Raw genomic sequence first — 21,865 nt, 5'->3', positions numbered from 1 at the left:
AAAAAGCAGTCTTGATGGCAGCGATGTCCGCTGCCGCGATGATGACATCTGTCGCGTTTGCCGCAGATACCATCAGGATCGGCATGACCTCGGCGCTTACCGGTCCCTACAACGAATTTGGCGAAGGTAACCGTCGTGCGGTCGAACTCGCGGTCGAGCAGTGGAATGCCAAGGGCGGGATCAACGGTAAGAAAATCGAGATCGCCATGCTGCTCGATGACCAGCTCAATCCGGATCGGGCAGTACAGAACATGCGCCGCATTCTGGATGACAAGAGCATCGTCGGGATCATCGGGCCGGCTGGCAGCGGTCCGACGCTGGCGGTGATCGACATGGTGCAGGCCGATGGCCGCCCCTACATGAACCCGATCGCCCAGACGCCTGTGATTACCTATCCCGATGGTGTTCCCGGTGTTAAGCCGCGCCCGAACGTGTTTTCTTTCGCCTTGCAAAACGATGTCGAGTCGGTCGCGATGGGCGAATACCTGGCGAAGAACTTCAAGCGCATTGGCGTCATTCATGAAAGCACTGCCTATGGCGTGACCGGCATTGAATATCTGGGCAAGTCGATCGAGAAGAACGGCGGCAGCAAGCCGGTTGCGGTCGACTCCTATAACCAGGGCGCCCAGGACATGACTGCGCAAGTTGCGCGATTGAGCCGCGCCAATGTCGACGTCATTGCTGCAATCGGCCTGGGCAAGGACCTTGCCGTGCTGCGCAGGACCATGGCCCGCCTGAATGTCAAGGCACCGCTGGTGGCGGCAAATGGCGCGCTGGGGCAGCCTTATCAGGAAGGCGCCGGCGACCTCACCATTGGCACGCTGGGAACCATGATCGGCGCATATAGTAATCCGATGCGTGAGGCGACTGCCGAATTCGCCAAGGCTTACAAGGCCAAGCACGGTGTTGACCGCTGGTGGGGCAACGATCCGCAGAGTCCGCAACTGTTCATGGCGATTTCCGTTTCGAACGGCTATGACGCTGCCAATATCCTCTTCGAGGGCATCCGTCGCGCCAACTCGACCAACCCCAAGGATATTATTGCCAGCATCGAATCCATCAAGGATTACAAAGGCGTCAACGCCATCTACTCCTTCTCGAAGGACAAACACCACGGCGTTGAAAGTGATGCCGTGCGTGTGTTCAAGTATGAGCGGGAAGGTAATGCGGTAAAACTGAAACCGGTTGCCCGCTGAGCAAGTAACTGAGCCGGCCGGCGAAAGCCGTCCGGCTGTCCTGATCATTGTGGAAGGTGCTGTATGGATTTTTTCATTCAAATGGTGGTCTCCGGCCTGAGTGTCGGGGCGGTCTATGCCCTGGTTGCCCTCGGGCTCAATCTGACATTTTGGACGACAAAGGTCCTGAATTTCGGTCAGGGGGCAGTCATGATGGCTGCGGCCATGGTCACTGCAATGCTGGTTTCCAAGGGGGTAAGCATACTGGTCGCCATTGGTGTGGCACTCGCTGCCGCGGCGCTGATCCTGTTCATCGTCGAACTCATCGCAGTCAGCCCGATGCGAAAGCTCCCTGGAAGCATGGGCTGGGTTGTTTCCACGCTGGGTGTGGGGATTTTCCTGCAGGGACTCGCCAGCTGGCTGTTTGGCACCCAGGCAGTGGCCTTCCCGGATGTTCTTTTCAGTAGCGCAGATACGGTCGAGTTATTTGGCGCCTATATCTCGGTGCAGTACATCGCCGTTTTCATCATCTGCGTGCTCATCGTCGGTTTGATGGAATTGTTTTTGCGCCGTTCTATCTGGGGCTTCGGCGTCATGGCGGTGGCGCATGACCGTGAACTGGCATCGTTGCTGGGTATACCGGTTCGCCGCGTCGTGATCGGGTCTTTCCTGGTCAGCGGCTTGCTCGCCGGGATCGCAGGCATTCTGGTCTCGCAAGTCTCGGGCACGGTTGACCCGAATTTCGGCATGCACCTGCTTATCCTGTCCTTCGTCGCCGCTGTTGTCGGTGGCATGGGGAGCGCCGCGGGCGCGCTGGTCGGCGGCCTCACGCTGGGCATCATGGAAAAACTGGTCGGCGGCTACGTTTCACCCGCTGCGGCCGAAATGGTGGCATTCATTCTGCTGGTCGGCGCATTGACTATTCGTCCGCAGGGCCTGTTTGGTAAACGCGAAACGGTTAAGGTGTGATCTTCATGAAAAAACTGGTAGAACTGATCACGAACACGTGGGTGCTGGGCGCGTTCGCTCTTGCATTTGCGATCGGCGCGAGTTTCGCCGATATCGGCACGGTGCAAATGTGGAGCTTCGTCCTGATCAATATATTGTTGGCTCAAAGTATCAATCTTCTGACTGGCATCACGGGGCAAATTTCACTGGGTCACGCGGGTTTCTTTGCCATTGGCGCGTATGTTTGCGCCGCAGTCCTGAAGACCTGGGGTATTCCCTTTCCTCTGGCTTTCGTGCTGTCCATCGTCACAACTGCGGCGGTGGGTTATGTTTTGGCGATTCCCGCCGGCAGGGTGCGTGAATTCTATCTCGCGATGATGTCCCTCGCCTTTGGCCTGATTGTCTATGAACTTGCGCGTGAATGGCGCGGGGTAACGGGAGGCATCATGGGGATGCGTGGCATTCCCTCGTCGCAAATCGGCACCCTCAATCTGTTCGGCTGGACGATCGACACCGTGTGGTACTTCCGGATCATTCTGGTAGCGCTGCTGGGCGTGATGCTCGCCTTGCGCAATTTTGTCAAAAGCCATTTCGGCCGTGCCTTTTTCGCCGTGCATGTCAGCGAGATCGCAGCGGGAACGCTGGGCATCTCGCAAAGCGCAACGAAACGTGCCGCCTATGCCATCAGTGGGGGTATCGCCGGCCTGGCAGGCGCATTCTATGCGCCCCTGGTGGGCTACCTTACGCCGGAGAGCTTCGGCATGATGCGCTCGGTCGAGGTGCTCGTGATGTCCATCGTCGGCGGCCTCGGCTCCTTGACCGGGCAGGTCCTCGGTGCCGTTGTCTTCACCTATTTGCCGCAAAAGCTTCAGGCATTCAACGACTATCAGTACATGGCTTACGGCCTGATCCTGGTGTGCGTTTTTACCTTGCTGCCAAAGGGCCTGGCGGGGCTACTCAAAACCAGGACCCGTTACTGCAAGTTCGAGCAGTCGGACCTGGGGCAGGGAAGGGAAGCCGCGACACCCTTGACCCGCCGCGATGTGCAAGGCCGGGCAGAGCCTCTGATCCGGATCCAGGACGTGACCATGGAATTCGGCGGCTTGCGCGCCCTCAAGGGCGTGTCGCTTGAACTGCGCCGGGGCACGATTACCGCGCTGGTCGGCCCGAATGGTTCTGGCAAGAGCACTTTGGTGAATGTCATCAGCGGCATCTACAAGCCGACCTCCGGGCATATCTGGTTCAATAACGAGGATATCGGCGGCTGGCCATCGTTCCGTGTTGCGCGGGCTGGCATCACGCGGACATTTCAGGACCCGCGCAATGTGCCAAGTTTCACCGTTCGCGAGAATATCCTGATGGGCGCCAACCGCTTGTATCTGCATGGCGCCGTCGGTGCGGCTTTCAACACGGGGGCAGCGCAAGCCGAAGAGATGCAATTTTTGCGGCGGGTGAATGCGTTGCTGGATATCTCCGGACTGGCAATGCATGCAGACGACATTATCGGTGACCTGCCGTATGGCATTCAGCGCCTTGCCGAAGTTGCACGCGCATTGGCCAGCGATCCGGACCTGCTCATGCTCGATGAACCGGCCGCCGGGCTTTCGGAGCAGGAAGCCGAACAGCTGATCAAGCTCATACGCATGGCGCGCGAAAACGGCGTGGCAGTCATGGTGATTGACCACCACATGGACTTCCTGGCCGGGCTCGTCAATGAAGTGGTCGTCTTAGAGGCCGGAGAAGAGATTTACAGAGGTGATATGGAAGGGATGCGCTCTAACAGCGCGGTAATCGAGGCCTATCTGGGCACTGAGGAGGCCTGTCATGCTTGAGGTTCGTGAATTGCAAGTTGCCTATGGGGCGATCGAGGCGGTACGGGGCGTTTCACTGACGGCGCGTCCTGGCCATATTACCGCATTAATCGGCGCGAACGGCGCCGGGAAGTCTTCCCTGATGCGTGCCATCTCGGGCGTGACCCGGCCGCGCTCCGGGCAGATTCTGCTGGACGGCTGCGATATCACGCGCATTCCGCCCCACGAGCGCGCCCGCATGGGCGTCGCGCATGCCATGGAGGGCCGCCGCATCCTGCATCAGCACACCGTGGACGAGAACCTGATCACGGCCTGGCACTTCCGCAAGCCCCAGGGCAGTTTCAAGGCGGCGCGCGATGCGGTGTTTGCACATTTCCCGATACTGGCGGAACGTGCGAATGCCAAAGCTGGAACATTGAGCGGCGGACAGCAGCAAATGCTGATCCTCTCCATGGCGACCATGCATGCGCCGCGCCTGGTGATACTCGATGAGCCTTCGCTGGGACTGGCCCCGATCATCGTTACCCAGATATTCGAGTTCATCAAGGAATATTGCAGCGTGGGTGAGCGCGCGATATTGATCAGCGAGCAGATGGCAAACCTGGCCCTGAAGGTCGCTGACTATGGTTATGTGCTCAAGCACGGCCAGTTGGCATTTGAGGGAGACAGTAAAACCTTGCAGGAAGGCGGGCTTGCAGGCCTGTCGAGTGCCTACCTTGGCGGTTCCTGAACTGTCCGGATCTGCGATAGAAGAGATTATTGAAAGTGAGTATGCAAATGAACCAGAGTGTAGATCTGAACGTCGACCTGGTCGTGATCGGCGGCGGGCCAGGCGGTTACACTGCCGCGTTTCGCGCCGCCGACCTGGGCATGTCCGTAGCCCTGGTGGAAAAACGCAATGTACTTGGCGGCGTCTGTCTGAACGCCGGTTGCATACCGTCAAAAGCCTTGCTGCAAGCAGCCAAACTGCTCGAGGAAGTGGCGGAATGGAATGAGCGCGGCCTCGAGTTCGGCAAGCCGGTGATCAAGCTCGATCGCTTAAGGGACTGGAAGGATTCCGTGGTTTCCAAGCTCGCCGGTGGTCTTTCCGGCCTGGCGAGCAAGCGCGGCGTCAAAGTGTTAAGTGGTGAGGGTGTATTTGCCGGCCCAAATATCCTGGAGGTTGCCGGTCAGGGAAGCGTGCGTTTCAATAAGGCAATAATCGCCGTTGGTTCCCGGCCAGTGCGGCTGCCGTTCCTGCCGGATCATCCTGGCATCATGGATTCCACCTCCGCCCTTGCGCTCGAGGACCTGCCAAAGCGCTTGCTGGTGCTGGGCGGTGGCGTGATCGGCCTGGAAATGGCTTCCATCTATGCCAGCCTGGGTTCGGAAGTCAGTGTGGCCGAGCTGACTGATGGACTGCTGCCGGGATGTGACCGCGATCTCGTGCGGCCCCTGGAAAAACGGCTTGGCGCGCGGCTCAAGGCCATCATGACGGGCACGCGTGTCAAGGCGGTAGAAACACTGCAAGAAGGTTTCAAGGTTGTTTTTGAAGGCGCCAAGGCGCCATCGCCGCAGATCTATGACCGGATCCTGAGCGCCGCAGGGCGCCGGCCGAACGGCGATGGCCTGCATGCCGACAAGGCGGGCGTCAATGTGGATGCCCAGGGTTTCATCAAAGTAGATAGTGCCCAGCGTACGAATGTGCCGCACATTTTTGCGATCGGTGACGTCGTCGGAAATCCCATGCTGGCCCATAAAGCCTCATATGAAGCCAAGATTGCTGCCGAGCTTGCATCAGGGATGCATGTCACCAATAGCGCAAAAGTCATTCCCTCTGTGGTTTATACCGATCCGGAGGTGGCATGGGTCGGCTTGAATGAAACGGCCGCCAAGCGGGATGGGATTGCTTTTGAAAAAGCCACTTTCCCCTGGATGGCCAGCGGACGTTCCCTGACGATGGGGCGGGATGAGGGTGTCACCAAGATTCTGGTCGACCCGGTGACGCGGGCTCTGCTAGGAGTAGGCATTGTCGGTCCGCATGCGGGCGATCTGATTGCCGAGGCGACCCTGGCCATTGAGACAGGGTGCGAGCCCGGCGATGTCGGACTGACGATTCATCCTCATCCGTCACTGTCCGAGACCTTTGCCTTTGCCGCCGAAGCATACGAGGGTACGCTGACAGAACTGTATATCGGTAGAAAAGGATGATGTACCATTCGTTACCCGCTGCTTGGCCGGATTGGTCGAGGGCACACCATGCATAGCATGTAAGACTTGAATTAGGAGATGAGGCGTGACTGCCTGGAAAAATTTAGTACCTAACCGGAAGGTATTGCATCAGCTGAAGCGCGAAGCGGTTTTGCGGCAAGCTGTCACGGCTTTCAGCAAGAATGGGTTTCATGCTACATCCCTGGACGACATCGCCAACAGCGTGGGTGTGACCAAGGCTGCGCTGTACCATTACTATCCGAATAAACATGCCTTGCTATTCGAGGCATTCAGTGAAGCGCTGCGTGTCGCCTTCGAGTGTCTTGAAAAGGCGAAGCTGGCGGGAAGCAATGGCCTGGAACGTTTGCAGATGGCCCTTGAGGGCTACCTGAATGTTTCATTGCACGAACTGAGCCGTTGCGTCATTCTGACTGAAGAGCATGCCCTGCTTCCGGAGCATAAGGAAATCATTTTTCAGAAGCGGGATATGTACGAAGGCCAGCTGCGTGAACTGGTGCGCGAAGGAATACGTGACGGCAGTGTCATTCCGTGTGATCCCAAGCTTGCGATCTTCACGATTTACGGTGCAATCAATTGGGTGCCCAAGTGGTTTCGGGAAGAGGGCGTATGGACCAATGAGCAGCTGGCCTTTGCGATGGCGCAGTTGGTGTGCAGATCAATCGCCGCGAATCCTCTCCCTGCATTGCCCACCGACGTGTCCCAGATCAAGATGGAAGAATGAATCATGAAAATTTTAGTTCCCGTCAAGCGCGTGGTTGACTATAACGTCAAGGTGCGGGTCAAGTCCGATGGTTCGGGCGTCGATACTGCCAACGTCAAGATGTCGATGAATCCCTTCGATGAAATCGCCGTCGAGGAAGCCATGCGCCTCAAGGAAGCCGGCAAGGCGACTGAAGTCATCGCCGTTTCCTGCGGCGTGACGCAATGCCAGGAAACATTGAGAACCGCCATGGCCATCGGCGCCGACCGCGCGCTCCTGGTCGAGACTGATGCCGACCTGCAGCCGCTGGCGGTGGCCAAACTCTTGAAAGCCCTGGCCGACCGCGAGCAGCCGCAACTGATCATTCTCGGCAAGCAAGCCATCGATGACGACTGCAACCAGACTGGCCAGATGCTGGCCGCCCTGCTGGGCTGGGGGCAAGCCACCTTTGCTTCGAAAGTCGTGATCGAAGGCGATCGCGCCGTGGTGACCCGCGAAGTCGATGGCGGTCTGGAAACCGTCTCCCTGGCCCTGCCGGCCATCGTCACCACCGACCTGCGCCTGAACGAGCCGCGCTACGTGACCCTGCCCAACATCATGAAAGCCAAGAAAAAGCCGCTGGACGTGCTCAAGCCGGCCGATCTCAACGTCGATGTGGCGCCAAGGTTGAAAACCCTGAAAGTGGTCGAGCCGGCCAAGCGCTCGGCCGGCATCATCGTGCCGGATGTGGCGACCCTCGTGGCCAAGCTGAAGAACGAAGCCAAGGTCATTTAGCCCGATCCGAACCGCACAGGAACCATTGTCATGGAAAACATTCACCAGCCCACCAAAGAGCAAATCAGGGAATGGCTTGCCAACCGCAGGCAAAGCCATGCTCCGCTCCCCGAGGCGGCGCATATCCGGCAACAACTGGGCTGGGAGCCGGTTGACCGTCCCTGCGAAGAACGTCCCATTCAACAAGCAGCCTGAGCGATAACGCCATCCCCGCTCAGGCCCATCATTTTGTCAGGAAAACCATGACTGCACTCGTCATTGCCGAACACGATAACGCTTCGCTGAAAAGCAGCACTGCACACACCGTCACCGCTGCCGCCGCCTGCGGCGGTGACGTCCACGTCCTCATCGTCGGCCACAACTGCTTCGTTGCCGCCGAAGCCGCAACGAAGCTGGTGGGTGTCGGTAAGGTGCTGGTGGCTGATGTCGCGCATTTTGCCGATGGCCTGGCCGAGAATGTCGCGGCGCAGGTGCTGGCGCTGGCGAAGGACTACTCGCACATCCTCGCCCCGGCGACTGCCTATGGCAAGAACATCGCCCCGCGCGTGGCCGCCAGACTGGATGTCGGCCAGATTTCCGAAATCACCAGGGTCGATGCACCCGACACCTTCGAGCGGCCGATCTACGCCGGCAATGCGATTGCCACCGTGCAGTCGCTCGATCCGATCAAGGTGATCACCGTGCGCACCACCGGCTTTGATGCCGCAGCAAGCACTGGTAATGCCGCCGTCGAGACCATTCCTGCCGTGGCCGACTTCGGCAAGTCGGCCTTCGTCTCGCGTGAAGTGGCGAAGTCCGACCGGCCAGAACTAACCGCGGCCAAGGTGATCGTCTCGGGTGGGCGCGGCATGGGCTCGGGCGAAAGCTTCAAGATCCTTGAACCCCTGGCCGACAAGTTGAATGCCGCCATGGGCGCTTCGCGCGCAGCGGTGGATGCGGGCTATGTGCCCAATGACTGGCAGGTGGGGCAGACCGGCAAGATCGTCGCGCCCCAGCTGTATATTGCCGTGGGCATTTCCGGCGCGATCCAGCATTTGGCCGGCATGAAGGATTCGAAGACGATTGTTGCGATCAACAAGGATGCGGAAGCGCCGATCTTCAGCGTGGCCGATTACGGCATCGTCGGCGACCTGTTCGACATCGTGCCGGTACTGGTGAGAGAGCTGGGCTAATCCGATTGCCGCTGAATCGAGAGTGCAGGTCGTTTCTGCGGCTCGTCATGCTGGGAGCAGTTGCGCAAATGTGAGAAGGGCTGTTCCTGGGTGGGAAGCCAACCGCCCCTCGCAAGGCAGATCCCATGTCGGCTACTTTCATAATCTAAACCCTCTATTTCTTTGCGTTGAAAATCTGAATGTTGGCGTTTAAATTGATTTAAAATGAACCGTGGTTCATGAGTCATTATTTATAAAATAAAACTGTGGGGACATAATATGACCAAGGGCGCTCAAAAAGTCGTAGTGGTAACTGGCGGTGCCAGCGGCATCGGCGCAAGTTGCGCAGAGTTGCTCACCAAGGAAGGCTACACCGTAGTCCTGGCCGATATGCAAACAGAAAAGGCGCAAGAGATTGCTGCAAGCATTGGTGCAGTTGCATATGGTTTTGATGCTGCTGACGAAGGCAGCATCCGGAACCTGGCGCGAGAAGTAGAGCGAGACGTTGGTCCCGTCTACGGATTGATCAATAGTGCAGGCATTACGCAAAAGCCATTGCCACCCGCCGAATTTGGCATGGACCAGTGGGATCATATACAGAACGTTGACTTTCGCGGTTCCTATATTGCCGCCCTTGCATTCTCTGAGGGGATGCTTGCTCGCAAGCGCGGTGCGATCGTGAACATTTCCTCGATTGCGGGATTGTCGTCCATGCCCCTGCACTCCTACGCGCCGGCCAAAGCAGCAGTTATCAGCATGACGAAATGCCTTGCGGCGGAGTGGGGGCCTTCAGGCATTCGTGTCAACGCAGTCGCTCCAGGTTATACCCTGACGCCGCTGCTTGAAGAAGCGATACGACGCGGTGAGCGTGAAGTTTCAGGCGCTTTGCAGAACACACCCTTGGGACGCCTGGTTCTCCCCGCCGAGGTGGCCGCTGCCGTCTGTTTTCTGTTGTCCGATGGCGCCAGCGCAATCACCGGAGTTAACCTGCCGGTTGACGGCGGCTGGTTGGTTGGATGTACCTGGGACATGTATGGCGGCTTGCGCAAGCCAACCTGAAGGTGGTCGCGCGTGCCTTCATTAAATCAAGACGAATCACCGCCAATGTCCGTTGCAATGTATGTCTTCATGAATTTTCAAGACAATTAACCGGCGCTTGATTACTGTCATGGACGAGCAATATCTACTTAAAGGCTTTCACGATGAGACAGAAAAAGCCAGCAATTCGGGACGAGATTTCGACCGCAACCGGGGACGATAAAAAGCCAGTGCAGCAGATTGAAAAACCTCCGCGCGGCAAGCGACGTATTGAGAAATCAGAGCAGATTCGCGAGGCGTTGCTGGCGGCCACCGCGGACGTGGTAGGCGAGAAGGGCTATGCAAATACATCGATTGCCCTAATCACCCAAAAGGCCGGCGTCGCACAGGGCACTTTCTACAATTACTTCGAATCTCGTCAGGAAATTCTGGATGAAGTGATGCCGGCTGTAGGTCGGAATATGCTGGCCTACATCAAGGGGAAGCTGGGCACTGGCCAAAATTTTGCGGAACTCGAAGATGAACAATTCCGCGCGCTTTTTTCATTTTTACAGATAGCACCGAAGTTCTCGCGGATACTCAGCGAAGCCTACTTGTTCTCGCTGCAGGGCCATAAACGCCATATGGAAACGGTTTTCAGCAACTATATGCGTTTCCTCATGCGATCCAAGACGCATGGTGAATTCCCGGGCTATGAGCCGCATGAATTGGCGGTGATCGTGCCCATTTTAATGGGCGCGCGTGACTATCTGGCCCGCAACTATATGCAGGAAGAAGGTGGTGTCCCGACGCTGCAGAATTCCGTCGCGGAAACGTACATGAAGTTTGTCCGCTATGGACTCGAAGGAGTTCCGCCGTCCACCAAACCACGGAAGAATGCGAAAAGTAACAAGCAATAAGGTGAACTGATCGTGATACCCAGTGCCGCCGATAGAGTGGTGCAGTTTATTAATCCGGCAATTATTTGTCGTGACTAAATTAAGTACGTTTCCCTCTAAGGCCAGGGAAAAATAGGTAAGACATTTAATGGCCGAAACAATAATCTAGGAGATAAATTATGAAATTGTTACGCAAAGCTAACTTGAAGGCAGTCGCCATTGCCATATCGTCTGCATTCGCATTGGCGCAGGGAGGGAATGCGTCTGCGCAAATATCCGGCGACACGATCAAGATCGGCTTAATCACAGATTTGTCAGGTGTATACGCCGACATCACTGGGCCTGGATCTATTGAGGCCATCAAGTTGGCGATTGGGGACTTTGGCGGTGCTATCAACGGCAAGAAAATCGAGCTGGTGGTCGCAGATCATTTGAACAAAACAGACGTTGCAGCGAGCAAGGCGCGTGAGTGGTTTGACCAGCAAGGGGTTGACCTGATCATCGGCGGCGCAAATTCTTCCACGCAACTTGCAATTTCAAAGATCGCTGCGGAGAAGAAGAAACCCTTTATCTCTACTGGCGGGATAAGCCCACGGCTAGCGAACGAGGACTGTACAGCTTACACAGTGGCATGGTCCTATGACACTGTTGCTCTTGCAAGAGGAACTGGCGCGGCGATCGTCAAACAGGGTGGGAAAAGTTGGTACTTCTTGAGTGCAGACTATGTTTTTGGTGCGGGGCTTGAAAAAGACACTTCCGACGTTGTCAAGAGCCATGGCGGCACGGTAGTTGGAAGTACCAAGTTTCCACTTTCTGCATCGGATTTCTCTTCATTTTTGTTGCAGGCACAGGCCTCCAAGGCGCAAATCCTTGGTCTCGCATCTGGTGGCGGCGACACCATCAATGCGATTAAAAGCGCCAGTGAATTTGGCATTAACAAAACAATGAAACTTGCTGGCATGTTAATTTTTGAGCACGATATTCAATCGCTGGGCCTCGAAAAAACCCAAGGCATGTACCTGACTTCCGCATGGTATTGGGATATGAACGAGGAGACCCGCGAGTGGACTAAGCGTTACAGGGATAAAACAAAAAAATTCCCTGGGAATCTACACGCGTCAGACTATTCGGCAGTGTCCCATTACCTGAAGGCGGTCAAGGCAATTGGGACAGATGATGCCGACAAAGTGCTGGAGCAAATGAGAGCGACCAAGGTCAATGACGTCTATGCAAAGGACGGTGTGATCCGCCCTGACGGTCGCATGGTCCATGACCTCTATCTGATGCAAGTCAAGACTCCCAAGGAATCGAAGTATCCGTGGGACTACTACAAGCTCATCGAAACGATTCCAGGTCAACAGGCGTTCATGAACAAAGCTGAATCGAAGTGCGCGCTCTGGAAGTAATCGAGCAATTGAATGCCTGACTCAAGCATCGCGCTCCCTTCAAAAAGCAGGGGGCCGATGTGGTCGTTGATATCCCCTGAATTCAACGACGCGGTGGAACGGACTTACGGATAAAAATATTTTTTGAAATCCAGCCGTTTTGTTTCATTGCATTTGCCGTTACCCTGTAACGAAGTAAGGAATGGACCAGCACGCATGGATGCTCACCTGAAAAATCCCGGCACCAACGCCGTTGCAGTCGCCGCGGCCAGGCTGTTTCAAGGCTTGCGCATCGGTGACATCGAAGTCGCCAACCGCGTCGTGATGGCGCCGATGACGCGCAGCCGTGCCGATGAGGCAGCCGGCGATATACCGGGCAGCGAATTAAACATCGAATACTATCGGCAGCGCAGCAATGCCGGACTGATCATCACGGAAGGTACACCTGTATCGCCGCTGGGCAAGGGCTACCTGGCGACGCCAGGGATCTATTCCGACGCCCAGGTCGAAGGCTGGAAAAAGATTACCCAGGCTGTCCATGATGCCGGATCGAAGATTGTTGCGCAGATCTGGCATGCCGGGCGGGTCAGTCATCCCGACCTGACCGGTGGCGCCCAGCCCGTGGCGCCTTCGGCGGTGCAGCCCAGGGGTGTGGCCTATACGCGCAATGGCAAGGTCGAACTGCCGGTGCCGCAGGCCTTGAGCACGGAAGAAATCGCCGGCGTGGTCGAGGCATTCCGCCGCGGCGCCGCCAACGCCATCCGCGCCGGGTTCGACGGCGTCGAAATCCACGGCGCCACCGGCGGCGCGCGCGACGTGTCCGGCTTTGATTTTGCCGGCGCGCGCCAGGTTTTCAAGGGTGTCTACATCGCCAACAATGGCTACGACCGCGACATGGCGATCGATGCCGTGGGATCGGGCCGCGCCGATGCGGTTGCCTTTGGCCGCATGTACATTGCCAACCCGGACCTGGTGCAGCGCTTCAAGGCCAATGCGGCGCTCAATGCGCCCAATCCGCAAACCTTCTACGTGCCCGGGCCGGCGGGTTACATCGACTATCCGGCTCTGGCAGAAGCGGCCTGAAACCCGGCCTGCGGGCTGGGCAAACCAACACCACGCCGGGCACCGGCAAGTATGCGGTGGAAGCATCCGCCTTCGGCTTCACGCCGAAATCGGTCGCGTCGGTTGACCTTAACACTGGCGGCAAGTCGGGTGTGAACTTCACCCTGCCTTAAGTCCTCAGTCGGCGCGGCTGCGTCTGATCACCTGACTGACACCGGACGTGTATCATTCACGTTCGGTGCTTTTACATGGGCCGCAGCAAATGAACCAAACGGCGATCGCTTTATCAGACTTTCATATTTTCCTTTTCATTGCCAGCGTGACTCTGCGCAATGTCGGACCCATGCCATCTACCAGGAGCCGCGCCATATGAATCCAGAATCCGCCCAGGCCATCGATGTTTTTTCGCCCTACGAGCTGGGCCCGCTGCAGCTCAAGAACCGCGTGGTGATGGCGCCCATGACCCGGAGCCGGGCCGGGCAGGGCAACATTCCTTCCAGCATGGCTGCCACCTACTATAGCCAGCGTGCGGGGGCGGGCCTGATCATCACCGAAGCAACGCAGTCGAGTCCCGGCGGGCAAGGCTACATTGCGACGCCGGGCATTCACAGCGAGGCCCAGGTGGCAGAATGGCAAAAAGTCACGGATGCCGTCCACCAGAAAGGCGGGCTGATCTTTCTGCAGATGTGGCATGTGGGGCGCATTTCCCATCCCGACTTTCGCGGCGGAGAATCACCGATAGCGCCATCGGCCATCGCGCCGCGCGGCGTGCAGACCTACACCGCGCAGGGCTTGCAGGACATTCCCGTGCCGCGCGCCCTGGAAACGGCCGAGATCCCGGCCATTGTCGAAGGGTTTCGGGAAGGCGCGAAGAACGCCCGGGCGGCCGGCTTCGATGGCGTCGAAGTGCATGGCGCGAACGGCTATCTGCTGGACCAGTTCCTGGAAGACGGCACCAACCAGCGCACCGACCAGTATGGCGGCAGCGTGGAGAACCGCGCGCGGCTGCTGCTCGAAGTCGTCGACGCGGTGGCGCAGGTATGGGGCAGCGAGCGGGTCGGCGTGCGGCTCTCGCCGGGCGGCAGCTTCAACGACATGTGCGACAATCGCCCGCAAGAGACCTTCAGCCATGTCGTGCGTGCGCTTGCCAGTCGCAAGCTGGCCTACCTGCATCTGATCGAGCCTGTCCAGCCCCAGGGCGAACATGCGATGCCCGATCTTTCCGCCAGATTTTTCCGACCGCTTTATCCGGGCACGCTGATTGTCGCGGGCGGCTATACGCTGGCGCGGGCCAACGCCGTGCTGCAGGCGGGACAGGCGGATCTCGCGGCATTCGGCCAGCTGTTCCTGGCCAACCCCGACCTGGTGGAACGGTTCAGGCGCGGTGCGCAGCTCAATACGCCCAATCCGCAGACTTACTACGGCGGCGGGGCGGAGGGGTATATTGATTATCCGGCACTGGATGCGACGCAAGCAGTTCGATGACATTTTGAAGCAAGAAATGAAATATCTGGCGGCTTACCCCGAAGATTTGAAGAAACAGGTTCAGGGGCTCATCGCGGAAAACAAACTGGCGAGCCTGCTGCTAAAAAAATATGCGGTGGCGCATGAAGTTCGGACCGACAAGGCGCTGTATCAATACGTGCAGGATCTGAAAAACGCATTCCTGCGCAATGCGGAGCCGATCAGCAAGGTGGGTTTTGATAACAAGATTCATGTGCTCAAGCATGCGCTGGGAACGCACACTTTCATCTCCAGGGTGCAGGGCGGCAAGCTCAAGGCCAAGCATGAAATCCGCGTCGCTTCCGTATTCAGGAACGTGCCGATCGAGTTCCTGCGGATGATCGTCGTGCATGAACTGGCACATTTGAAAGAGAAGGAGCACGACAAGGCGTTTTACAAGCTCTGCCAGCACATGGAGCCGGATTACCATCAGTTCGAATTTGATCTGCGCTTGTATTTGACCCATATCGATCTGGCGGGAGGGGCTTTGTGGGGCGGGCAGGCTGAGGCTGCATAGCCTCAAGCGGCTAGCTGGAAATCGTGTAGTTTGACCACCCGCAATGTGCGTCTTCATGGGTACCAATTTCACGCGCAACTTTTAGACTTTTGCAAAGTCTCTGGAAGACATCTGGCGTCCGAATTCCGAAGGAGTTCATCATGATGTTCAAGTCAGGTTTTGCAGCGGTCATGGGAGTCGGGGTGGGGCTGCTTTGTTGCAGTGCGCTCGCTGCGGCGGCAGGGGATAGTAGAGATGGCGTCAGGAATTCCATCACCGCCCGGCTCGATGCCACGCGCTACAACCCTGGAAAGATCGGCAGCGCCATCCTGGTTCCGGTCCGCGACCAAACAGGGATTACGTTGACCATCAGCGGCGTGCCGTCGGAGACGTCGCGGCCAATCCATCTCTATTCCTATCTGTTTGAAGGTTCTTGCGAGGGTGGGGAGTCAGGAATGAAGTACGCTCTGACCAAAAACGTCCTGGCTCAGTCGGTGAATGATCCGGAGGCCATCGGCGCATTCCAGGGGCCAGTTCGGATTAGCCAACGCGTCCCCGTGTCCTTTGACCGGCTGCGGTCCACCCCATTTGCCATCAGTGTACGGCTGGCGCCGGCAGATGGAAATCATGAGATATTCTGTGGCGACATTCCGCGGTGAAATTGGCTGATCAGGCTCTCTTTCTTGACGATGACAGGGGGACGCCTGCGGCCCGGCGCGTCGCTGCGCGCCTTTCTAACAACTTATGAAATGATGCCGCACGCGAAGTGCAGCATCGTCAGATAGGTATCCGCCCGTTTCTCCTATCGCACCAGCAGCCGGCGAAACCGGCCGCACAGGCGACACTATTTGCTTAAATATCGTCAGCATTCATCTCAAGTGCGTGAACACCGGGATCGAATGTTAAGATTGCCGTCTGTCTTGCACAAAATACATTGCTTAATGACCAAGCCGTTCGGCCCTAAAAGCCTGAAGATGCGCATGCTCGTGGCGGTGCTGATCGTGATTGTCGCTGCCATCTGGGGCTTCGCGGTACGCATGTCTGCCGTGTTGCAGGCGGATCTTGAAAAAATATTGATCGCGCAAATGTCGGCAACGGCCGACTTTGTCACCGCCGACCTCGACAGCGAGCTGCAGCTGCGCATGGATTTGCTCAGCCAGGCGGCAGCCGCAATCACGCCGGCCATGCTGGCCGATCCGGCGAAAATCCAGCGCCTGTTTGAACAGCGCAGCCTGTCGCGCGAGCTGTTCCCGAACGGCTTGCTGGTGGCCGATAAAAACGGCGCCATCATTGCCGATTATCCGCCACGCCCGGGGCGTGTAGGCACTTACATCGGCGACCGCGAGCATTTCCGCGCCAGCATGACGACAAACAAGCCGTATGTCGGCACGCCCGTGATCGGCCGCTTTTCCAATCAGCCAGTCGTGCCGTTCGCAATGCAGTTGCGGGATGCTTCCGGTGCTGCAGCCGGCGTGCTGACCGGGGGCATCTCGCCGTTAGACCCGAATCTGTTCAAGTTCCGCGAGAACCTCAATCTCGGCATGATCGTGCGGGTCGTGGTGATGTCGGCCAAGGCAAACATGATCGTCTTCGCCGACAACCAGAAACGGATCATGCAGAAGCTGCCTGCGAAGGGCCTCAATCCTTTGCTGGACCGCCGGCTGGGCGAGCGGATCGAGGTGCCGGGCATTGCCGTGGTTTCCAACGGCGTCGAGGCACTGAATGTGAACCGCTTCATGAAGACGACCGACTGGATGGTAATCACCGGCGTGGCGACCAAGACGGCGTTTGCGCCGATCAAGACGCTGCAGCGCGAAATCTACCTGACGGCGCTACTGATGACAGTCGCCATTGCCGCGCTGTTGCACCTTATCTTCACGCGCCATCTGCGCCCGCTGGAAGACGCGGCAAAGGCGATCGGGCACATGGCCGAACACGGCAATGCCTTGACGCCGCTGCCGGTGGCGCAAGATGACGAAACCGGGCGGCTGGTCAACAGCTTCAACCGGCTGGTGGTTGAGCGCAACCGGCTTCATGCAGCGCTGCAGGAAAGCGAAAGCACGCTGAAAAAAGCGCAGTCGGTGGCAAACATCGGCAGCTGGACCCTCAATATCGCCGACGCAAAGGTGACCTGGTCCTCACAGACGTACAAGATTTTCGGCATCCCGGCCGGCACGCCATTGTCTCGGGAATTTGTTCTCAACTGCGTGCTGCCGGACGACCGGGAACTGGTGAGCAATGCATGGCAGACCGCCTTGCGCGGCGCGCCGTTTGACGTCGAACACCGTTTTGAAACCGCCGAGGGCATGCGCTGGGCGCATCAGCGGGCGGAGATGACGTTCGACGATGCAGGGCGTGCCCTGATGGCGATCGGCACCGCGCAGGACATTACCGACAGCAAGGTGTCCGAGGCGTATATCGAATTCCTGGCCTATCACGATGCATTGACCAAGCTGCCCAATCGCCTGCTGGCCAAGGATCGGCTGGAACTGGCGATGGCGTACAGCGACCGTTCGCATGCCAAGGCGGCATTGCTGTTCATCGATCTCGACAGTTTCAAATCGGTCAATGACTCGCTCGGCCACCTGATCGGCGACGCCCTGCTCAAGGCAGTGGCGACGCGCCTGCGCGAAAGCGTGCGCGAAACGGAAACCATCAGCCGCCAGGGTGGCGACGAATTCCTGATTGTGCTGTCGGACATGCCGGACAACGAGGCGATTGCCAAAGTGGCGGAGAAGGTGTTGGAAAACATGGCGCGGGTGTTCAATATCGATGGCCTGGAATTGTTCGCCACGCTGTCGATGGGCGTGGCCGTTTATCCGGACGACGGCCGCGACTTCAATACGCTGCTGAAAAAAGCGGATACAGCGATGTACCACGCCAAGGAAGCCGGCCGCGATACCTACCGGTTTTACGCCGAGCAGATGAATGCCGAAGCCAGCGAGCACCTGAACATGCGCAATGGCTTGCGCCTGGCGCTGGAGCGTGGCGAGTTCGTGCTGCATTACCAGCCGCAGATCAGCCTGGCCAGCGGCCGGGTGGTCGGTGTCGAGGCGCTGATCCGCTGGAATCATCCGGAACTGGGCATGCTGCCGGCCGGCAGCTTCATCCCGACGGCCGAGGATTGCGGCCTGATCATCCCGATCGGCGAATGGGTATTGCACGAGGCGTGTCGGCAGGCAGTCGCCTGGCAGCGCGCGGGCCTGCCGCAATTCCTGGTTGCCGTCAATCTGTCGGCCGTGCAGTTCAAGCGCGGCGAACTCGAAAAAAGCGTCGGCGCGGCGCTTGCCGCATCGGGCCTGGACCCGGCGCTGCTGGAGCTGGAGCTCACTGAATCGGTGCTGATCCACGATTCCGACCAGGTGCTGGCGACGGTGCGGCGGTTAAAGGCGCTGGGACTAAAGCTCGCCATCGACGATTTCGGCACCGGCTATTCCAGTCTCGCCTATCTCAAGCGTTTTTCAGTCGACAAGCTGAAGATCGACCAGTCGTTCATCCGCGACCTCGGCAGCGACATGGAAGAGTCGGCGATCGTGCGTGCCATCATCCAGATGGCACGCAGCCTGAATCTGACGACGATTGCCGAAGGCGTCGAAAGCGAACACATCCTGCACCTGCTGCGCAGCCTGCAATGCGACGTGGTGCAAGGCGCGCAGGTGGCCATGCCGATGGCGGCCGACGATATCGCAGCTTATATCCCCGGGGCGGGCAAGATGCGTTAGCGTCCCGGTATGGGACAATTGGCAGACACGCATTGTCCAATTCAACCCGCCCCGCTTTTTCCTCTTTCTTTCATGAAAATCCTCGAATATGCCGGTCTCGACACGTCGCGCGTCAAGGCCGCCTACCACAAGGTGACCGAAGCCATTGCTCGCGAAGACTTTCGCGCCGCGCAGGTCAAGAAACTCGCCAACCTGACCCACGGCAAGTTCTACCGCGCCAGACTCGATGGCGCCGACCGCCTGCTATTCTCGCTGGTGCGCCATGGCGATGAGGTTTGCGCGCTGATGCTGGAAGTCATCGAGCACCATAATTATGACAAGTCGCGTTTCTTGCGTGGCGCGGCCATCGACGAATCGAAAATTCCCGACTGCGGTGCCGCCGAGGCAATGCGGGAGGCGCAGCCGATGCGCTACCTGCATCCCGAGCGTTGTGCCGTCCACCTGCTCGACAAACCGATTTCGTTCGACGATGCGCAGGAAGCGATCTATCGCCAGCCGCCGCCGCTGATCGTGGTCGGCAGCGCCGGCAGCGGCAAGACCGCGTTGACACTGGAAAAGCTCAAACATGCCGAAGGCGAGGTGCTGTACGTCACCCAGTCCGCCTACCTGGCCCGGAATGCCCGCGACCTCTACTATGCGAACGGCTTTGAACACGCAGGGCAGGACGCCGTGTTCCTGTCCTACCGCGAGTTCGTCGAGTCGATCCGCGTCCCCACCGGACGGGAAGCGCTCTGGCGCGATTTCACCGGCTGGTTCGCCCGGATGCGGCAGGCGTTCAAGGGCATCGACGGCCACCAGGCGTTCGAGGAAATCCGCGGCGTCATCACCGCCGACGCCGCCGGGGTGCTGTCGCGCGACGCCTATCGGGCGCTCGGTGTGCGGCAGTCGATCTATTTCGGCGATGAGCGCGAACTGCTCTACGACCTGTTTGAAAAATATCGCGCCTGGCTCGCCGAATCGACACTGTTCGACCTCAACCTGGTTGCACACGAGTGGCAGGCGCTGGCCGCACCTCGCTACGACTTCGTGGTCATCGACGAAGTGCAGGATCTCACGAGCATCCAGCTGGCGCTGGTGCTCAAAACGCTGAAAAAGCCCGGCAACTTCCTGCTGTGCGGAGATTCCAACCAGATCGTGCATCCGAATTTTTTCTCATGGGGACACGTCAAGAGCTTGTTCTGGCGCGATCCGCAACTGGCGCAGCGGCAGGAACTGCGCGTACTCACCGCCAACTTCCGCAATGGCCCGGAAGCGACCCGCGCCGCCAACCAGCTGCTGAAGATCAAGCAGCGCCGCTTCGGCTCCATCGACCGCGAAAGCAACTTCCTGGTGCAGGCAGTCGGCGGCAGCGCCGGCCAGGTGGCGCTGGTGCCGGACAAGGACAGCGTCAAGAAGGAACTCGACCAGAAGATTCGCCAGTCGACCCGTTTCGCCGTCCTGGTCATGCGCGACGAGGACAAGGCGGAGGCGCGCAAGCACTTCGGCACGCCGCTTTTGTTCTCCATCCATGAAGCCAAGGGGCTGGAATACGACAACATCGTGCTGTACCGTTTCGTGTCCGACCACCGCGCGCAATTTACCGAGATCGTCGACGGCGTCGACAAACAGGATCTCGCGACCGACATGCTCGACTACCGCCGCGCCAAGGACAAGAGCGACAAGTCGATGGAGGTCTACAAGTTTTTCGTCAACGCGCTCTATGTCGCACTTACGCGCGCCATCCAGAATCTGTACTTGGTCGAATCCGACACTGCGCATCCGCTGTTTGAGCTGCTCGATCTGGCCGCGGGCGGACAGATGAAGGTGGACGCCGGACAATCGACTCTGGAAGACTGGCAGAAGGAAGCGCGCAAGCTGGACCTGCAGGGCAAGCAGGAACAGGCCGACGCGATTCGCCGCAACATTCTCAGGCAGACGCCGGCGCCGTGGCCGGTGTTTGACGAGGCAAAGACCACCGAGTTGCTGGCCAAGGTGTTTCGCGAGCAGGCGCCCGGCAGCAAGCAGCGCCAGCAACTGTATGAAATCGCCGCCTGCCATGATGAGCCGGCACTGGCCGCGTGGCTGGTTCAGGAAGCCAAATTCGAGGTGGCGAGGAGCTTCCCGCAGCAGCGCGCGACGCTGGGCCGCAAGAGCTACACGCCGTACTTTGCCAACCACTTCAAGGACATCCTGCAGCAGTGCGACCGGCATGGCGTCGAGCACCGCCTGCCGATGAACCAGACGCCGCTGATGGCCGCCGCCGCCGCCGGCAATGTGGCGCTGGTCGAAGCGCTGCTGGAGCGCGGCGCCGACCGCGAGGCGGTCGACCACTTCGGCAGCAACGCGCTGCACTGGGCCATGCGCGAAGCCTTCCGCGACGCGAAGTTCGCGCGGGGTCCGTTCGCCGCGCTCTATGAGTTGCTGGCGCCGGCCAGCATCGACGTCAACACCGGCGAACGCCTGGTGCGCATCGACCGCCATCTGTCAGAGTATTTCCTGTTCCAGACGCTGTGGGCATTGTTCAAGTCGCGCTTCACGGAAAAGCAGCGGCGCCCGTATGGCGCGTTCGAGACGCACGCGGTTCTGGAAGCGTGGCAGCATCTGCCGGCGAATGTCGTCAAGCCGGAGCGCAACAAGCGCCAGCACCTTTCCGCCGTCCTGTCGCGCAACGAAGTGGAACGCGACTATGCCTATAACCGGGCGCTGTTCGTGCGCATCGCGCAAGGCTGGTACCAGTTCAACCCGCACCTGTCGGTGCGCCGCAGCACGCAGGATGGCGAGGCCTGGGTGCCGGTCCACCAGGCGCTGAACCTGGCGTTCATCGGCGAGTTCGCCTGGGATTTCGTCTGGGAGCGCGTCGATGCCTATCTGGCGATGGCGGACTTGCCGAAACGCGGCACGCCGATCGCCGGCGAGCGCGCCATTGCACGCTGGCAAGCAGCAGAGCGCGAGCGGGAACAGCGCGAGGCCGAAGTGCGCGCCGCGCATGAACGCCTGCGGAAGGAAATTGAAGCGCGGAAGAGGCGATGAGA

General features: G+C 58.7%; 18 protein-coding genes and 1 pseudogene. 18 read left to right on the top strand and 1 reads right to left on the bottom strand.

All coding sequences use genetic code 11. The features are described 5' to 3' along the window. The first annotated feature begins 14 nt into the window (after window positions 1-14). The 16 genes from D3878_RS13975 (at window position 15) to D3878_RS13905 (ending at window position 15,791) form a co-directional block, all read left to right on the top strand. On the top strand, window positions 15-1,196 hold the full coding sequence (locus tag D3878_RS13975; RefSeq protein WP_119787901.1) for an ABC transporter substrate-binding protein: 1,182 nt from the start codon (window positions 15-17) through the stop codon (window positions 1,194-1,196). Between the two features lie 63 nt (window positions 1,197-1,259). After that, window positions 1,260-2,144, top strand: a complete 885-nt coding sequence (locus D3878_RS13970) for a branched-chain amino acid ABC transporter permease (protein WP_119786044.1) — start codon at window positions 1,260-1,262, stop codon at window positions 2,142-2,144. A gap of 5 nt (window positions 2,145-2,149) precedes the next feature. Beyond that, the gene (locus D3878_RS13965) at window positions 2,150-3,955 is read left to right on the top strand and encodes a branched-chain amino acid ABC transporter ATP-binding protein/permease (protein WP_119787900.1); all 1,806 of its coding nucleotides are present in this window, start codon (window positions 2,150-2,152) and stop codon (window positions 3,953-3,955) included. After that, window positions 3,948-4,664 (top strand): ABC transporter ATP-binding protein, encoded by a 717-nt coding sequence (locus D3878_RS13960; RefSeq protein ID WP_119786043.1) that lies wholly within the window; start codon window positions 3,948-3,950, stop codon window positions 4,662-4,664. Before D3878_RS13965 ends, D3878_RS13960 begins: the two co-directional genes overlap by 8 nt. Window positions 4,665-4,711: 47 nt before the next feature. Continuing rightward, the gene (lpdA, locus tag D3878_RS13955; protein WP_119787899.1) at window positions 4,712-6,124 is read left to right on the top strand and encodes a dihydrolipoyl dehydrogenase; all 1,413 of its coding nucleotides are present in this window, start codon (window positions 4,712-4,714) and stop codon (window positions 6,122-6,124) included. An 85-nt stretch (window positions 6,125-6,209) separates the two neighbouring features. Beyond that, entirely contained in the window at window positions 6,210-6,866 is a 657-nt protein-coding gene (locus D3878_RS13950) for a TetR/AcrR family transcriptional regulator (protein WP_119786042.1), read from the top strand. Window positions 6,867-6,869: 3 nt separating this feature from the next. Continuing rightward, window positions 6,870-7,619: an electron transfer flavoprotein subunit beta/FixA family protein gene (locus D3878_RS13945; protein ID WP_119786041.1), complete on the top strand. Its 750-nt coding sequence runs from the start codon at window positions 6,870-6,872 to the stop codon at window positions 7,617-7,619. Between the two features lie 30 nt (window positions 7,620-7,649). Next, window positions 7,650-7,814 carry a hypothetical protein gene (locus D3878_RS23815; RefSeq protein WP_158592268.1) on the top strand — a complete coding sequence of 55 codons (165 nt, stop codon included), beginning with the start codon at window positions 7,650-7,652 and terminating at the stop codon, window positions 7,812-7,814. 47 nt (window positions 7,815-7,861) lie between these two features. Further along, window positions 7,862-8,791, top strand: a complete 930-nt coding sequence (locus tag D3878_RS13940) for an electron transfer flavoprotein subunit alpha/FixB family protein (RefSeq protein ID WP_119786040.1) — start codon at window positions 7,862-7,864, stop codon at window positions 8,789-8,791. 258 nt (window positions 8,792-9,049) lie between these two features. Continuing rightward, window positions 9,050-9,829 (top strand): SDR family NAD(P)-dependent oxidoreductase, encoded by a 780-nt coding sequence (locus D3878_RS13935; RefSeq protein ID WP_119786039.1) that lies wholly within the window; start codon window positions 9,050-9,052, stop codon window positions 9,827-9,829. A 143-nt stretch (window positions 9,830-9,972) separates the two neighbouring features. Continuing rightward, window positions 9,973-10,707: a TetR/AcrR family transcriptional regulator gene (locus D3878_RS13930; protein WP_119786038.1), complete on the top strand. Its 735-nt coding sequence runs from the start codon at window positions 9,973-9,975 to the stop codon at window positions 10,705-10,707. Window positions 10,708-10,865: 158 nt separating this feature from the next. After that, window positions 10,866-12,092, top strand: a complete 1,227-nt coding sequence (locus D3878_RS13925) for an ABC transporter substrate-binding protein (RefSeq protein WP_119786037.1) — start codon at window positions 10,866-10,868, stop codon at window positions 12,090-12,092. Window positions 12,093-12,287: 195 nt separating this feature from the next. Further along, window positions 12,288-13,154, top strand: a complete 867-nt coding sequence (locus D3878_RS13920; RefSeq protein WP_119786036.1) for an oxidoreductase — start codon at window positions 12,288-12,290, stop codon at window positions 13,152-13,154. A 348-nt stretch (window positions 13,155-13,502) separates the two neighbouring features. Continuing rightward, on the top strand, window positions 13,503-14,618 hold the full coding sequence (locus D3878_RS13915; protein WP_119786035.1) for an alkene reductase: 1,116 nt from the start codon (window positions 13,503-13,505) through the stop codon (window positions 14,616-14,618). A 16-nt stretch (window positions 14,619-14,634) separates the two neighbouring features. Beyond that, window positions 14,635-15,153 (top strand): M48 metallopeptidase family protein, encoded by a 519-nt coding sequence (locus D3878_RS13910; RefSeq protein ID WP_119787898.1) that lies wholly within the window; start codon window positions 14,635-14,637, stop codon window positions 15,151-15,153. 140 nt (window positions 15,154-15,293) lie between these two features. Continuing rightward, window positions 15,294-15,791, top strand: a complete 498-nt coding sequence (locus D3878_RS13905; RefSeq protein WP_119786034.1) for a hypothetical protein — start codon at window positions 15,294-15,296, stop codon at window positions 15,789-15,791. Window positions 15,792-15,874: 83 nt separating this feature from the next. Here D3878_RS13905 and D3878_RS13900 read toward each other — a convergent pair. Beyond that, window positions 15,875-15,961: pseudogene (locus tag D3878_RS13900) on the bottom strand (IS5/IS1182 family transposase); the annotation flags it as partial. 112 nt (window positions 15,962-16,073) lie between these two features. Between D3878_RS13900 and D3878_RS13895 the strand changes: the two are divergent. Further along, a complete protein-coding gene (locus tag D3878_RS13895) occupies window positions 16,074-18,854 on the top strand; it encodes a bifunctional diguanylate cyclase/phosphodiesterase (RefSeq protein ID WP_158592267.1) in 2,781 nt (926 codons plus the stop codon). A gap of 72 nt (window positions 18,855-18,926) precedes the next feature. Then, complete coding sequence (locus D3878_RS13890) at window positions 18,927-21,863, top strand: UvrD-helicase domain-containing protein (RefSeq protein WP_119786032.1); 2,937 nt, start codon at window positions 18,927-18,929, stop codon at window positions 21,861-21,863. The last annotated feature ends 2 nt before the right edge of the window (window positions 21,864-21,865 follow it).

The organism is Noviherbaspirillum sedimenti, assembly GCF_003590835.1.
Classification (GTDB): domain Bacteria; phylum Pseudomonadota; class Gammaproteobacteria; order Burkholderiales; family Burkholderiaceae_D; genus Paucimonas; species Paucimonas sedimenti.
The sequence above is the reverse complement of the archived record's forward strand: the minus strand, read 5'-3'. Positions and strand labels throughout refer to the sequence as shown.

Excerpts from the sequence above, each read along its gene's own strand:
- D3878_RS13925 (WP_119786037.1), top strand. The coding sequence starts at position 10,866 with ATGAAATTGTTACGCAAAGCTAACTTGAAGGCAGTCGCCATTGCCATA.
- D3878_RS13945 (WP_119786041.1), top strand. The coding sequence starts at position 6,870 with ATGAAAATTTTAGTTCCCGTCAAGCGCGTGGTTGACTATAACGTCAAG.
- D3878_RS23815 (WP_158592268.1), top strand. The coding sequence starts at position 7,650 with ATGGAAAACATTCACCAGCCCACCAAAGAGCAAATCAGGGAATGGCTT.
- D3878_RS13920 (WP_119786036.1), top strand. The coding sequence starts at position 12,288 with ATGGATGCTCACCTGAAAAATCCCGGCACCAACGCCGTTGCAGTCGCC.
- D3878_RS13975 (WP_119787901.1), top strand. The coding sequence starts at position 15 with ATGGCAGCGATGTCCGCTGCCGCGATGATGACATCTGTCGCGTTTGCC.
- D3878_RS13895 (WP_158592267.1), top strand. The coding sequence starts at position 16,074 with ATGACCAAGCCGTTCGGCCCTAAAAGCCTGAAGATGCGCATGCTCGTG.
- D3878_RS13965 (WP_119787900.1), top strand. The coding sequence starts at position 2,150 with ATGAAAAAACTGGTAGAACTGATCACGAACACGTGGGTGCTGGGCGCG.
- D3878_RS13960 (WP_119786043.1), top strand. The coding sequence starts at position 3,948 with ATGCTTGAGGTTCGTGAATTGCAAGTTGCCTATGGGGCGATCGAGGCG.
- D3878_RS13935 (WP_119786039.1), top strand. The coding sequence starts at position 9,050 with ATGACCAAGGGCGCTCAAAAAGTCGTAGTGGTAACTGGCGGTGCCAGC.
- D3878_RS13910 (WP_119787898.1), top strand. The coding sequence starts at position 14,635 with ATGAAATATCTGGCGGCTTACCCCGAAGATTTGAAGAAACAGGTTCAG.
- D3878_RS13970 (WP_119786044.1), top strand. The coding sequence starts at position 1,260 with ATGGATTTTTTCATTCAAATGGTGGTCTCCGGCCTGAGTGTCGGGGCG.
- D3878_RS13915 (WP_119786035.1), top strand. The coding sequence starts at position 13,503 with ATGAATCCAGAATCCGCCCAGGCCATCGATGTTTTTTCGCCCTACGAG.
- D3878_RS13905 (WP_119786034.1), top strand. The coding sequence starts at position 15,294 with ATGATGTTCAAGTCAGGTTTTGCAGCGGTCATGGGAGTCGGGGTGGGG.
- D3878_RS13940 (WP_119786040.1), top strand. The coding sequence starts at position 7,862 with ATGACTGCACTCGTCATTGCCGAACACGATAACGCTTCGCTGAAAAGC.
- D3878_RS13930 (WP_119786038.1), top strand. The coding sequence starts at position 9,973 with ATGAGACAGAAAAAGCCAGCAATTCGGGACGAGATTTCGACCGCAACC.
- lpdA (WP_119787899.1), top strand. The coding sequence starts at position 4,712 with ATGAACCAGAGTGTAGATCTGAACGTCGACCTGGTCGTGATCGGCGGC.
- D3878_RS13890 (WP_119786032.1), top strand. The coding sequence starts at position 18,927 with ATGAAAATCCTCGAATATGCCGGTCTCGACACGTCGCGCGTCAAGGCC.